17 protein-coding genes are annotated in these 13,910 nt (G+C 36.5%); 10 read left to right on the forward strand and 7 right to left on the reverse strand.

Features of this window, described 5'->3' with window-relative positions; all coding sequences use genetic code 11:
- Positions 1–21 precede the first annotated feature (21 nt).
- Both purE and SJY44_RS06705 read right to left on the reverse strand, forming a co-directional pair.
- Positions 22–513, reverse strand: a complete 492-nt coding sequence (gene purE / locus SJY44_RS06700) for a 5-(carboxyamino)imidazole ribonucleotide mutase (RefSeq protein WP_298929060.1) — start codon at positions 511–513, stop codon at positions 22–24.
- A 4-nt stretch (positions 514–517) separates the two neighbouring features.
- On the reverse strand, positions 518–1,672 hold the full coding sequence (locus SJY44_RS06705) for a 5-(carboxyamino)imidazole ribonucleotide synthase (RefSeq protein ID WP_396591785.1): 1,155 nt from the start codon (positions 1,670–1,672) through the stop codon (positions 518–520).
- Positions 1,673–1,790: 118 nt separating this feature from the next.
- Here SJY44_RS06705 and SJY44_RS06710 point away from each other — a divergent pair, with 118 nt between their 5' ends.
- The 8 genes from SJY44_RS06710 to SJY44_RS06745 all read left to right on the forward strand — a co-directional run bounded on the left by SJY44_RS06710 (position 1,791) and on the right by SJY44_RS06745 (position 9,620).
- A complete protein-coding gene (locus SJY44_RS06710; protein ID WP_396591786.1) occupies positions 1,791–2,900 on the forward strand; it encodes an adenylate kinase in 1,110 nt (369 codons plus the stop codon).
- Between the two features lie 26 nt (positions 2,901–2,926).
- Positions 2,927–3,445 carry a GNAT family N-acetyltransferase gene (locus SJY44_RS06715; protein WP_396591787.1) on the forward strand — a complete coding sequence of 173 codons (519 nt, stop codon included), beginning with the start codon at positions 2,927–2,929 and terminating at the stop codon, positions 3,443–3,445.
- 23 nt (positions 3,446–3,468) lie between these two features.
- Positions 3,469–4,470, forward strand: a complete 1,002-nt coding sequence (gene obgE, locus SJY44_RS06720; protein ID WP_396591788.1) for a GTPase ObgE — start codon at positions 3,469–3,471, stop codon at positions 4,468–4,470.
- A 61-nt stretch (positions 4,471–4,531) separates the two neighbouring features.
- Positions 4,532–5,056, forward strand: a complete 525-nt coding sequence (locus SJY44_RS06725) for a DUF4136 domain-containing protein (protein ID WP_396591789.1) — start codon at positions 4,532–4,534, stop codon at positions 5,054–5,056.
- A gap of 165 nt (positions 5,057–5,221) precedes the next feature.
- Positions 5,222–7,252: a S9 family peptidase gene (locus SJY44_RS06730; protein ID WP_396591790.1), complete on the forward strand. Its 2,031-nt coding sequence runs from the start codon at positions 5,222–5,224 to the stop codon at positions 7,250–7,252.
- Positions 7,253–7,521: 269 nt separating this feature from the next.
- On the forward strand, positions 7,522–7,725 hold the full coding sequence (locus tag SJY44_RS06735; protein ID WP_396591791.1) for a hypothetical protein: 204 nt from the start codon (positions 7,522–7,524) through the stop codon (positions 7,723–7,725).
- A 114-nt stretch (positions 7,726–7,839) separates the two neighbouring features.
- Positions 7,840–8,898, forward strand: coding sequence for a sensor histidine kinase (locus SJY44_RS06740; RefSeq protein ID WP_396591792.1), 1,059 nt, complete (start codon positions 7,840–7,842; stop codon positions 8,896–8,898).
- On the forward strand, positions 8,895–9,620 hold the full coding sequence (locus SJY44_RS06745; protein ID WP_396591793.1) for a LytR/AlgR family response regulator transcription factor: 726 nt from the start codon (positions 8,895–8,897) through the stop codon (positions 9,618–9,620). The genes SJY44_RS06740 and SJY44_RS06745 overlap by 4 nt, the downstream gene beginning before the upstream one ends.
- A 60-nt stretch (positions 9,621–9,680) precedes the next feature.
- Here SJY44_RS06745 and SJY44_RS06750 read toward each other — a convergent pair whose 3' ends face one another.
- From SJY44_RS06750 to SJY44_RS06760, 3 genes are all read right to left on the reverse strand, one after another.
- Complete coding sequence (locus SJY44_RS06750; protein ID WP_109661542.1) at positions 9,681–10,055, reverse strand: DoxX family membrane protein; 375 nt, start codon at positions 10,053–10,055, stop codon at positions 9,681–9,683.
- A 96-nt stretch (positions 10,056–10,151) separates the two neighbouring features.
- Complete coding sequence (locus tag SJY44_RS06755; protein ID WP_396591794.1) at positions 10,152–10,937, reverse strand: SDR family oxidoreductase; 786 nt, start codon at positions 10,935–10,937, stop codon at positions 10,152–10,154.
- A gap of 2 nt (positions 10,938–10,939) precedes the next feature.
- Entirely contained in the window at positions 10,940–11,251 is a 312-nt protein-coding gene (locus tag SJY44_RS06760; RefSeq protein WP_396591795.1) for a cupin domain-containing protein, read from the reverse strand.
- Positions 11,252–11,347: 96 nt separating this feature from the next.
- Between SJY44_RS06760 and murC the strand changes: the two genes are divergently transcribed.
- On the forward strand, positions 11,348–12,703 hold the full coding sequence (murC, locus tag SJY44_RS06765) for a UDP-N-acetylmuramate--L-alanine ligase (RefSeq protein WP_396591796.1): 1,356 nt from the start codon (positions 11,348–11,350) through the stop codon (positions 12,701–12,703).
- Between the two features lie 69 nt (positions 12,704–12,772).
- Positions 12,773–12,958 (forward strand): hypothetical protein, encoded by a 186-nt coding sequence (locus SJY44_RS06770; protein WP_396591797.1) that lies wholly within the window; start codon positions 12,773–12,775, stop codon positions 12,956–12,958.
- 22 nt (positions 12,959–12,980) lie between these two features.
- On the opposite strand, the gene SJY44_RS06775 is transcribed toward SJY44_RS06770, so the two are convergent.
- The gene (locus SJY44_RS06775) at positions 12,981–13,220 is read right to left on the reverse strand and encodes a hexameric tyrosine-coordinated heme protein (protein WP_396591798.1); all 240 of its coding nucleotides are present in this window, start codon (positions 13,218–13,220) and stop codon (positions 12,981–12,983) included.
- Positions 13,221–13,283: 63 nt separating this feature from the next.
- Positions 13,284–13,907 carry a Crp/Fnr family transcriptional regulator gene (locus tag SJY44_RS06780; protein WP_396591799.1) on the reverse strand — a complete coding sequence of 208 codons (624 nt, stop codon included), beginning with the start codon at positions 13,905–13,907 and terminating at the stop codon, positions 13,284–13,286.
- Between the last annotated feature and the right edge of the window lie 3 nt (positions 13,908–13,910).

Raw genomic sequence — 13,910 nt, forward strand, 5'->3', positions numbered from 1 at the left:
ACAGCTCAAAATAGAAAACTTCTAGTTCTTATTTCGGACTTGCTCTGCTCCTTTGATGACTTTCTCTTTAAGACCCTGTTTGTAAAGTTCAATTTTGTCTAAAACGCATTTATCAGAAGAGCCGATGATCTGAGCTGCCAGAATACCGGCATTTTTGGCACCGTTTAACGCCACTGTTGCTACGGGAACTCCACCGGGCATCTGAAGAATGGATAGAATAGAGTCCCAACCATCTATAGAATTACTGCTTTTTACAGGAACTCCTATCACTGGTAAGGGAGATAATGAGGCTACCATTCCAGGAAGATGTGCAGCACCGCCAGCGCCTGCAATTATGACGTTATATCCATTTTTATGGGCATTTTTACTAAAATCGAACAGTTTTTCAGGAGTTCGGTGGGCAGATACTATGTCTACATCAACCTCTATATCAAACCCTTTTAAAATATCAACGGCTTCTTGCATAACGGGAAGGTCACTGGTGCTTCCCATAACTACGGCTACTTTGCTCATAATGCTATTTGCTTATAACTTTAATCGTTTCTTTTACTTGTTGTGCCACTTTTCTTGCTTTGGCCATATCTTCATCTACAATGGTCACGTGACCCATTTTACGAAACGGGCGTGTTTGCTTTTTTCCGTAAACATGAGGTGTTACACCATCCATTTTTAAAATGGAATCTATGTTTTTATAAATCACGTCTCCAGTATATCCTTCGGCACCTACCAAGTTGACCATTACTCCGGCCACTTTACTATCCGTTTTTCCTAAAGGTAAACCAAGTATTGCTCTTATGTGCTGCTCAAATTGATTGGTATAACTGGCCTCAATACTATAGTGCCCACTGTTATGGGGTCTTGGCGCGACTTCATTGACCAAAATTTCATCGTCTTGTGTTTGGAATAACTCTACTGCAAGCAATCCAATATGTTCTATGCTTGTTGAAACTTTTAAAGCTACCTCTACTGCCTTTTTTGCGATTGATTCTTCAATACGTGCTGGACAAATAACATATTCTACTTGATTGGCTTCAGGATGAAATTCCATTTCAACAACAGGATACGTTTTTACCTCCCCTTTGGTATTTCTTGCAACAACAACGGCCAGTTCATTTTTAAAATCGACCATTTTTTCAGCAATGCATTCCACATTGGGCAATCCACTTAGGTCTTTTAATGCGCGTACCACTTTAACTCCTTGTCCATCATATCCAAACTGAGCACTTTTCCAAACAAAAGGAAATTCCAGCCCACCATTGGCAATACTATCCTCAATTTCGGAAGTATAGGCAAATCGTGTAAACGGAGAAGTGGGAATATCGTTATCGGTATAAAATAGCTTCTGTGTTGCCTTATTCTGGATAATACGCAGCGCATTAGTAGGGGGGTATACTTTTACACCTTCGCTTTCCAGTTTTTCCAAAGCATCTACATTTACGTTTTCAATTTCAATGGTCAAGACATCAACATCTTTTCCAAAAGCATATACATCATCAAAATCTAGAAGACTGCCTTGTACAAAATGATTACAGGCAATTTTGCACGGAGCCTCTGCGGAAGCGTCCATTACCTTGGTATAGATATCCCATTTTCGGGTCTCATAAAGTAACATTTTGCCCAATTGGCCACCACCTAAAATACCGAGTTTAAAATTGGAAGAGAAAAAATGCATTAATCTGTTAATTGGAATGAAAGCAAAAATACATGAATTCCTCGAAGGGATAAAAGCTCAGAGGGTAAAGCGCACCTAAAAATGTTATCTTTGCCAACCTATTAAAATTGATGACGACTTGATCAAGCTCCATGACAAAGTTTTTAAGCCCTTTTTAGGGGAGGAACAAATTTTAGCTGCTATAGAAAAAATGGCAACTGAAATAGCTAAAGACTATAAGAATGAGACTCCTATTTTTGTGGGGGTACTCAACGGGGCGTTCATGTTTGTGTCCGATTTTTTAAAGGCATACCAACATCCATGTCAAGTTTCATTTGTACGGTTGAGTTCCTATCACGGGTTAACATCTACAGGTATTGTGGAAACTCTATTGGATGTTCCGGAAGATATAGATGGAAGAAGTGTAATTATTTTAGAAGATGTTATTGATACGGGCAGAACATTAAAGCAATTAGTGCATTTGTTCTCTCAAACCAATGTGAAAGAGTTTAAAATAGCTTCGTTGTTTTATAAATCTGATGTGTATTCAGGTGAATATTCAATTGACTATGTGGGAATGGAGATTCCTGATAATTTTATTGTAGGATACGGCCTGGATTATAAGGAATTGGGGCGAAACTTAAGAGAAGTATATCAACTAAACCAGAATAATATGATCAACCTTGTGCTTTTTGGAAAGCCGGGAGCGGGAAAAGGGACCCAGGCTGGGTTTTTAAAGGAAAATTACAATTTAAAGCACATTTCTACAGGAGATGTTTTTAGATATAATATTAAAAACGGAACGGAACTTGGCAAATTGGCCAAATCTTATATAGATAGAGGTGATTTGGTTCCTGATGAGGTAACTATAAGTATGTTGAAGGATGAAGTGGAGAAAAATCCAGATGCTGCAGGGTTCATTTTTGATGGATTTCCAAGAACAACTGCACAAGCAGAGGCATTGGATAATTTTTTAGAATCTAAAGACATGCAGATAGACGCTACCATTGCATTGGAAGCTGATGATAATGTTTTAGTAGCTCGTTTATTGGAACGTGGTAAAGCAAGTGGCCGTTCAGATGATCAGGATGAAGACAAAATCCGAAACCGATTTGATGAATACAATCAGAAAACTGCTCCTTTAAGAGCTTATTATGAGAAACAAGGAAAGTTTCATTCTGTGAACGGAATAGGGGAAATAAGTGAAATTACGGAGCGTCTAAGTACCGTTGTAAACGACCTTTCATAACGTAGTTTAAATCTATAAAAATCTAGATGAGTTTTGACTTACAGCCAATTCTAGAAAACGATTTGGTAAAACTTAGGCCTTTGTCATCAAAAGATTTTGATTCACTTTACAAAGTTGCTTCAGATTCTTTAATTTGGGAACAACACCCAGACAATAAGAGATATACATTATCTGGATTCACCAAATTTTTCAATGAATCAATAGCTTCTAAAGGAGCGCTTGTAATTATCGAAAAGGAATCAGGTAATGTGATTGGCAGTTCACGATTTAATTTAGTTCCCAAGTATAATAAGGCAGTTGAAATAGGATGGACATTTTTGTCAAGAGCATATTGGGGTGGGAGATACAATTCGGTATGCAAACAACTAATGATGAATTATGCATTTCAGTTTGTAAATGAAATTGTATTTTTTGTTGGCAAAAACAACATTCGTTCTCAAAAAGCAGTGGAGAAATTAACCTCACTGGATAAGAACAAATTGACCATTGAGCAAAGTTCTGAAAACTCAGAAAACGATTTAGTTTATAGGATTGCAAAGGCATAATATTAATTGTGAAAACGCACATCATGACAGAAGGTAATTTTGTTGATTATGTAAAGGTTTATGTAGCTTCTGGAAAAGGGGGTAAGGGTTCTGTGCACCTGCATCGGGAGAAATATATTACCAAAGGTGGGCCGGATGGCGGAGATGGTGGTCGTGGTGGTCATGTAATTATTAGAGGTAATAGTAACCTTTGGACACTCATTACCTTTAAGTTCAAAAAACATTTTAAAGCAAGCCATGGAGAACATGGCAGCAAAAACCGCAGCACGGGTGCCGATGGTCAAGATGTATATATGGATGTACCATTAGGTACTTTGGTTAGAGATACCGAAAGCAATGAAATTCTTTTTGAGATTACTGAGAATGGAGAGGAAAAAATAGTGGCAGAAGGAGGAATGGGAGGTCGTGGCAACTGGCATTTTAAGAGCCCTACCAATCAAACTCCAAGATATGCCCAGCCAGGAATTCCTGGTCAAGAATCCCAAATAACGCTAGAATTGAAAGTTTTGGCAGATGTAGGTCTTGTAGGTTTTCCCAATGCTGGTAAATCTACCCTTCTTTCTGTAATGACTTCTGCAAAGCCAAAAATTGCAGATTATGAATTCACAACGCTAAAACCTAATTTGGGCATAGTTGAATATCGAGATTTTAGGAGTTTTGTAATGGCTGATATTCCTGGTATTATTGAAGGAGCAGCGGAAGGAAAAGGCCTGGGGCATTACTTTTTAAGACATATTGAGCGCAACTCAACCTTACTCTTTTTAATACCGGCGGACAGCAATGATATTTCAAAAGAATATGAAATTCTGTTGGATGAACTAAGACGTTACAATCCTGAATTGTTGGATAAGGAAAGACTAATCGCAATTTCTAAATGTGACATGTTGGATGAAGAGCTTATGGGAGAAATGAAGGTTGAATTAGACAAAGACTTCAAGAATATACCTTATCGATTTATTTCGTCGGTTGCGCAACAAGGTATCCAAGAACTTAAGGATGACCTCTGGAAGTTATTGAACGAATAACATCATTTATTCTCCTTCCGAAACCAAATATTGATTAATTTTAAAGGTATTCCAATATCAAATGCGATATCTTTTTTCCATACTGTTTATATGTTCACTGTTTTCCTGCAGTGGAGTTCGGGTAAATTACGACTACGATAAGGCCACAAGTTTTTCTAACTATACAAGCTATAATTACTTCTCAGATATTGAATCTGGTTTAAGTGAATTGGATGAAAAAAGATTGATGCGGGCTCTTGACTCTACATTACAAGCAAAGGGCTATCTTTTGGCGGAGGAACCAGATTTTTTCATCAATATTCTTAGCAATGAATACAGAAGTGCTCCAAATAATGCTGTAGGAGTTGGCGTTGGCGGAACAGGCAGAAATGTTGGTGGAGGAATTTCCGTAGGTCTACCTTTAGGTAACTCGGGTATTCAGCGTCAGATCCAGTTTGACTTTGTAGATGCCCAAAAAGATGAACTGTTCTGGCAGGCTTCAAGCGAAAGTGGTTTTAGAGAAAATGCTTCACCGAGCGTTAGAGAAGAAAGGTTAAGAGCACTGGTAAAAAAGGTATTCTCAAAATTTCCACCAGAAAAGAAATAACATCCGTTAACCAAAGCTAATTTACCGCTTGTCATATTCCATTTTCGTGGGTATTGGTTCCAGTCCTATTTTTGATTGAATAAAATGTAACAAATGCTTACTAAAAGAGTCTTATTTAGAAGATTAGCTTCAATTTTCAATCAAAAACTATTAATTCAAACACTTATGAAAACAACATTAAATTTTAAAACTGTTTGCGGTATTGCCTTGTTTTTACTGATAGGAACGACCTCATACGCTCAGGACAAAACTGTTCCTGGAAACCCAAGTTTGGTTAGTTCAAACGACGAGTTGATTTCCCTTGCATCATTAGATCAAGGAGATTACAGGTATACCGTAGAAGATTACTTTGCTAACCCAAAGGCTTTTACTTTTAGATTTTCACCAGATGGAAAATACTTGTCCTACAGAGAAAGTAACGAAGATGGGAAAAGGCATATTTATGTGAAGAACCTTGAGACCAATGAAATAAAAAGAGCAATTGAGGAAAAAGAAGAACTTGTTAGAACCTATGGTTGGGTTAATAATGGGAGATTGTTCTATTCTATGGATAAGGGCGGGGATGAAAACTATCATATCTATGCGGTAGATTTAGATGGCAGCAATCAAAAAGACCTTACTCCTTTTGATGGTGTAAGAGCTCAGTTCACTGAACTGCTGAAAGAGGATAAAGACCATATTATTGTTGCTTTAAACAAAAACAATCCGCAGGTTTTTGAGCCTTACAAAGTAAACCTTAATACAGGAGAGTTAACACAGTTATACTCCAATGAAGACGCGGCAAACCCTATTGCGGGGTACAATTTTGATAAAAATGGTAATCTCAAGGCCTTTGCCAAAATACGTGATGGTGTAGAGCAAGACATTTATTATGAAGATGGCAATGGAGGCTACAATGTCATAAAAAAATTAAACTGGAAAGATTCCTTCAATATTCTTGATTTCAACTACGCAACCGAAAATCCGCATGACGCATATGTCATTTCCAATTTAAGTAGTGACAAAGCAGAGATAGTGCTCTATGATTTAATGGAAGATAAAGTAATAGAGAAAGTCTTTACAAATGATCAGTATGATGTTCAGAGTATGGGGCTTTCCAGAAAAAGAAATTATGAAATAGATTACTTCTCCTACGAAGGAGAAAAGAACATTGTGGTACCAATAAGTGATTCGTACAAAAAATTGGATAGCAAGATCAAAAAAGAACTTCCTGGAAAGCAATACAGTGTTTTAGACACTACAGATGATGAAAACCTTTATATGGTATATGTGGACAGCGATCGCCTGTATGGAGCATATTACGCTTTCGATGTTCAAAAAAATGAACTCAAGGAACTTTATAATACCATGCCTCAGCTTAAGGAAGAGGATATGTCAGAAATGAGGCCTATAACTTTTAAAAGCAGAGATGGTATAACGTTGCATGGTTACATTACTTTACCCAAAGCAGCGTTGGCAGGGGAAAAAGTTCCTGTAATTGTAAACCCTCACGGAGGTCCACAGGGAATACGTGATTCATGGGGTTTTAATCCAGAGTCGCAATTGTTTGCCAGTAGAGGGTACGCTACACTTCAGGTAAACTTTAGAATATCAGGAGGCTATGGAAGAGAATTCTTAGAATCTGGTTTCAAGGAAATTGGTAGAAAAGCTATGGATGATGTAGAGGATGGATTGCAATATGTTATTGACCAAGGTTGGGTAGACGCGGACAAGGCAGCAATATATGGAGGTAGTCATGGTGGATATGCTGTTTTAAGAGGTTTAACCAAAACACCGGATTTATATGCTTGTGGTGTAGATTATGTCGGAGTTTCAAATCTTTTCACTTTTATGAAAACCATTCCGCCTTATTGGAAACCTTACTTAAAGATTATTAAGGAAATCTGGTATGATGAGGATGTGGCCGAGGAGAAAGCAATAATGGAAGAAGTTTCTCCAGTATACCAAATAGAGAAGATTAAAAAACCACTGTTTGTGGTACAAGGCGCCAATGATCCTAGGGTTAATATAGATGAGTCTGATCAAATTGTAAGCGCTTTAAGAGGAAAAGGCTATGACGTACCGTACATGGTAAAATATGATGAAGGACATGGTTTTGGTAAAGAAGAAAACAGAATTGAACTGTATAAGGCCATGATGGGCTTTTATTCCAAACATTTAGGAAATGAAGAAATACCAACACCTTTAAAAGATTAAGTTCAACACCATCTATTTGTAAGATAAAAAGGAGCTTTTAAGCTCCTTTTTTTTATGGCTTAAAATCTTCGGATATTTTTAGATACCGTTCGCACTTTCAATTTTACCACTGGTCATAATCTGCTTCTTTTTGGAAGGGTTGTTGGGTATTTTCGAAGTATAAATAATTAGAATCTAAAAAACATGATAGCCTTAGCTAAATTAATCATCACTTTACTAGTTGACATTTTTATCTAATCAACCCATGGGTTAAACTTTAAAATTCAACAATGAAAAAACTAAACACATCACAAAAAATAGTATTGATTTCAGGAATAATAGGCGTGCTTATTGGGCTTTATGGAAAGTTTAATGGGTGGGAATACGATGATTACTTTATCTTTTTTTACACGGGGATATCACTTACTTGGGTGGCCTTCTTGAAAACGGATAAGAAAAGTTGTAGCCTTCCCGGAAAAAGAGGTAGGGCATAGGTCATTTATTTAATGGTGCATTGGGCTTTTGGAAAATACAACACCGAAAGAATCTTTAAAAATAAATGGCAAAACTGCAAAGAAGTATATTTGAAATAGTATTGATTACTAAAAATGGAATTGACCAATAAAAAAAACAAGTACACTTTTTGGATTCTACAAGTTCTTGGTTGGGGCTTTGTTAATATGCTTTCACTCTTTGTTCTAAAGAAAATAAGCATAGAGCTGATAATATACTCAAGTATATTTGGGATGTTTATCGGTATTTCTTCTACTTCTATGCTTCGTTGGTATTTAAAAAGAAATATTCAATTTGATTCATTCGGTATTAAGGAACTCACCAAAGTAATGGTGTCTTTTCTTATAACTGCAATGTTGTTTGGAGCAATGAACTATGGTTTTGGTTATATCTACGCAAAATTTGGACCTGAACTAACTGAAGTGGAACTCCAGATGTTCAATAATTACGATAAAGTTTGGATTCAAATATTAAATTCACTTTTTGTAATTGGAGCATGGACTACAACATATTTGGTTGTAAAACTGCTTCTAAAGCTAAATAAAGATAGAATTGAACGTTTGGAACTTAATACCAACCTTAAACAAGCACAACTTAATACTTTAAAAGGGCAAATCAATCCACATTTTATGTTCAACAGCCTTAATAATATTAGAGGGTTAATGTTGGAAGATGTTGAGAAGTCCAGAGAAATGCTAACAAAATTATCTGAGATTTTAAGATACTCGCTTACCAAGAATAACACAAACGCTATAACGGTGGCAGAAGAGTTGGAAATGGTTGGTAATTACATAGATCTCTCAAAAATTCAGTTGGAGAATCGATTGGAATTTGTTGAAGAAATAGATGATGATACGCTCTCATTAAACATTCCGCCAATGGTTGTGCAACTATTGATAGAGAATGCTGCAAAACACGGAATTTCCAACTTAAAACAAGGGGGGAGAATTGTTTTAAGTATAAAAAAAGATGGAGAACTGCTGGTAATTCAGGTAAGAAATACTGGAAAACTGCAAATAGGTAAAAATACGACCCAATTAGGACTAAAGAACATCCGCCAAAGGCTAAAACTATTGTATGCGGACAAAGCTTCTTTTAGTTTAAAAGAAGTCTCAAGTGAAGTTGTGGCCCATATAAAAATTCCTCTGGCATGAAAATTAGAGCTGTAATTGTTGAGGACTCCAGATTAGCTCGAAATGAATTAAAAGAGCTTATCAAAAAACATGAAGAAATTGAGCTTATCGGGGAGGCTGAAAATGTGGACAAAGGGTTTGAACTCATACAGAAGGAAAACCCAGACTTACTTTTTTTAGATATCAATATGCCGGAAAAAGATGGTTTTGAGCTCCTTGAGATGTTAGATGAGGTGCCAATAACAGTTTTTACCACCGCTTTTGATGAATATGCCATTAAATCTTTTGAGTATAATGCATTAGATTATTTGTTAAAACCAATAAATGAAAAGCGTTTTGCCATGGCTTTGGAAAAAGTAAAAACGCAATTAAGTGGAAACCCAGAAGAAACAGAATCTGAAAAGAAGCTAACAGAAAACAGTCAAATATTTATTAAAGATGGAGAATCTTGTTGGTTGGTGAAGATTGGAGATATTTCTCATTTTGAAATTGTTGGGAATTATACTCGTGTTTTTTTTGAAGAGAAAAAGCCATTATTGTACAAGTCTCTTAATCAAGTAGAAGAAAAACTTCCTGTAGAATCTTTTTTCAGAGCGAATAGACAGCAAATTGTGAATACCAATTTTATAGAAAACGTAGTGCCATGGTTTAACGGCAAGCTAAAGCTTCAGATGAAAAACGGCGAAGAAGTTGAAGTGTCCAGAAGACAGTCTTATATATTTAAGGATAAAATGAGCTTATAATCAAAAAACGAGTAGTATTTAAAAAGCCCTTCTTTTATAGAAGGGCTTTTTTGTTTGAGCTTAAGCTCGTAAGATATCTTTGTATCTATCCTTATAGCCAAGAAGGACAACTATATTTAAAATAATCAATGCCAAAGCCCCACCAATATCTGCGGGCGCTAGAGTAGCATGGAACAAAACAGCGTTTACTGAAACACTCATTAAAATAAGAGCCATTAGAGCGCCATATTTATTTAGTATAAATGCCAATCCTGCTAATATCTCAATAACACCTACAATTTTTAAGGTGTGTGTTGAAGACAGTGCACCAAAATAGTTCATTGCCGCTTCGGGCATTTCTCCAAATGGGATAAAACCAAAGAATTTGTTTAAACCAAATACTAAAACAAATAGCCCAAGAAGAATACGTGCGACTAGAAAAACTTTTGAATTCATGTGTTTGAATTTTATTGGTTAAGCAATAAAATTAACTAAAAATTACGAATACGATAATTTAATAGACAAACTGTTTGTTTTTTGAAATTTTTTAGATTAGAAAGATTTTAATAACCCACCGTCAATGGGAATGTTTGTTCCTGTAATATAAGCGGACTGATCTGATGCTAAAAACGCCACTAAAAAGCCATATTCCTTGGGTTTACCTACACGTTTCATTGGTACCTGTGCTTCCATAGCAGAACGAACTTCAGCGGATGTTATCCCTAGTTTTTCTGCCTTGGTGGTATTAAGTTGGGCAATTCTGTCCGTATCAAAATAACCTGTAAGAACACTGTTTACGGTAATTCCGTCTTTTGCAACATCAAAAGCAAGACTTTTTGCCCAAGTAACCACAGCCGCTCTTATAGTATTGGATAATGCCAAATAGTTTAAAGGCTCTTTTATAGAAATGGATGCTACGTTAATGATTCTTCCCCATTTCTTTTTCTGCATGTTTTTGAGTGCAAGCTCTGTTGTAAAAACAACGGACTTAAACAGAAAATCGAAGGCTTTTTGGTAATCTTCTACATTTTTTTCCAATGCCCCCCCTGCTTGTGGGCCTTGGGTGTTATTCACCAAAATATCAATGGTATGCTGTTCAAAAAATTGAGTGATGGTTTTTTTAAAAGCGTCAAAGTTTGAAAAGTCAACCACCAGATATTGATGTTTTTGCCCTTTGTCCATGGCAAGTTCTGAAACGATGGTTTTCATTTTATCCTCGTTTCTTGCCATAAGTATCACATTTGCTCCACTATCCGCTAATTGCCTTGCAATAGCTTCTCCAATACCTTTACTACTGCCCCCAACCAAGGCATTTTTACCTAAAAGAGATATATTCATAACTATTTATATTCTTCTCTAGCTGGACTAAAAACATCCATCAATTTACAGGCAGTTATGGCTTTTCCACCATGCGGTACGTTAGACGGAATTATAACAACATCCCCTGGACTATAAATATCCGTTTTCCGGCCAACGGTAAATTCAAAATCACCTTCCACAACATGCATAATTTGTTCATGTACATGGTTGTGTTCAGGCACTTCAGCGTCTTTTTCAACATCCCAAAACACCCACGTCATTGTTTCACTATGTACCATTTTTCCATGATACCCGGGCATGATTTCTTTGGATTGAATTTTTGATAAGTTCATTGCATCTAATTTTAGTCTAAGATAAAAATTAATAAGATGAATGGTTTATTTGTATTGGCTTTGCCAATGTCTATTTTTGACCTTTAAATCGTAACGATGAAAATCCATTTTATAGCAATTGGTGGGAGCGCCATGCATAACCTTGCCTTGGCGTTGGAACATAAAGGGTACGAAGTCACAGGGAGTGATGATGTTGTTTTTGAGCCTTCAAAAAGCCGTTTAAAAGAGAAAGGATTGTTGCCAGCTGAGTTTGGTTGGTACCCTGAGAAAATTCATGATGAATTGGATGCGGTAATTTTAGGAATGCACGCCAAACCTGATAATCCTGAGTTGCGAAAAGCTCAAGATCTTGGAGTCAAAATCTATTCCTATCCTGAGTTTTTGTATGAACAATCCAAATATAAAACAAGGGTTGTCATTGGTGGGAGCCATGGCAAGACCACTATAACATCCATGATATTGCATGTACTGCATTATCATGACATTGCTGTGGATTATATGGTAGGGGCACAGTTAGAAGGCTTTAACCGAATGGTTCACCTTACGGAAGAAAATGATTTTATAGTATTGGAAGGAGATGAGTACTTATCTTCTCCAATAGATAGAAGACCAAAATTTCACCTTTATAAGCCCAATATAGCCTTATTGAGCGGCATTGCCTGGGACCATATTAATGTATTTCCCACTTTTGAAAATTATGTGGAACAGTTCCAGATTTTTGTTGATAGTATTGTCCGCGGAGGTAGTATTACCTATAATGAAGAGGATTTGGAGGTGAAAAAAGTGGTGGAGGCCACTGAGAATTCAATTCGTAAGTTTCCATATAATACACCAAACTATAACGTGGAGGATGGGGAAACGCTTCTGGATACACCTGAAGGGGAGATGCCCATTGCCGTTTTTGGCAAACATAATTTAAATAATTTGGCTGGAGCAAAATGGATATGCCAGAACATGGGTGTGGACGAAGATGCTTTTTATGAAGCAATAGCTTCTTTCAAAGGAGCATCAAAACGAATGGAAAAAATTGCAGAAGGAACGGGGAAAGTAGCGTTCAAAGATTTTGCACATTCTCCCAGTAAAGTAAAAGCGACCACACTGGCCGTAAAGGAACAATATTCTCAAAGAAAATTGATTGCCTGCCTAGAATTGCATACCTATAGCAGTCTTAATGCTGAATTTTTAAAGGAATATGATGGAGCTTTGGATGCGGCGGATGAAGCTGTCGTCTTTTATTCACCAGATGCTGTAAAGATCAAGCAGTTGGAAGAAGTGACCGCAGACCAAATTGCAAAGGCATTAAACCGGGAAGATGTGCAGATTTTTACCGATTCCAGTGTTTTTCAAGACTACCTTTTTGCCCAGAATTTTGATAATACTGCTTTACTGCTAATGAGTTCTGGCAACTATGGAGGATTGGATTTTGATAGGGTAAAAGCCACTTTTCAATAAAAGAGCTACCTAAAAAGGCAATTTTGTCAGCATATATAGGTGTGGAACAATAATTGTCATAAAATCAAGGTGAAGCAACAACAACATTTTTCTATTAAAAGGGGATATTGCAAACTTCAACGCTTTGCTTCCATAGTGTTGGTTTCATTCATGCTGGGAATCTCCAATGTTATCTTAGAGGAGGACAGAATGATCAATGATTCCTATAACAAAGTTGAATTGCAAGAAACCCAAGACGAGGATGAAAACCTCTAATACAGCTGATTTTATTTTTTAACTATTTCCAATAATTATTGGCTTTTGCAATGATTGCAAATTCCATGGCAACCGTTTGACCAATAGCAATTAGCATTGAAGCATCATTGGCATATACCGGGCGTAATTTTTCTCTGGTTTCAGCATTTGGCTGCGTAATCTTTATGGTTAATCTAGCAATCTTAACCGCTAGTGCCCTTCCTTCTTCGGGCGAATTGGTTTTTAATGAGTTACCGGGAATTAATTGAAATTGTTCTGACATGTTTTTATAATTTGAGCATAAAACTATTGGTTATGCAATTCAAAAACAGTGACATATGCTACTTTACAGCACTTTTATTTTTCGTCCCATTTGTTCCACTTTTTGATTTTTCCCCAGTTTTTTCAATACACGGGTTATAACTTCTCTAGACGTACCAAGATTGTCTGCAATTTCTTGGTGGGAGATTTTTAGAAGGGTGGACTTTTCGATTTCCGCTTTGGTTTTTAAATAGTCTATCAATCTATCTTCAAGGTTATAGCAAATAACCTGTTTTGTGGTATGCAACAGGTCTGTATAATGTTTTTGATAATCATTCAACACTATACTGGCAAAAGATGGATATTTTTTTAGCCATAAGCGAACTCTTTCTAACGGAAGGAGCATTAAAGTGCTTTTTACTTCTGTAATGGCAGAAAATTCTGCAGGTTCATTATTGAAGGTATGTGCAAAACTGTAAATACAAGATACCCCTGATGAAATGTAGTACAGTAGAAATTGCATGGTATCTTCAGTACTATAGACCCTTATACTTCCGTCTAGCACAATGGGCAATGATCGAATAAACTCCCCCTCTTTTACAATGTATTCTTTGACCTCAAAATTTTTGATGGACGAATATTGCTCTATTTCAGCAACGAGCTCTTTCTCAAGGTTTGGAAAACAGTCAACCAAAAAAGATGTTTTCATTTG

The sequence above is a fragment of the Allomuricauda sp. R78024 genome (assembly GCF_044596045.1).
Taxonomy (GTDB): domain Bacteria; phylum Bacteroidota; class Bacteroidia; order Flavobacteriales; family Flavobacteriaceae; genus Flagellimonas.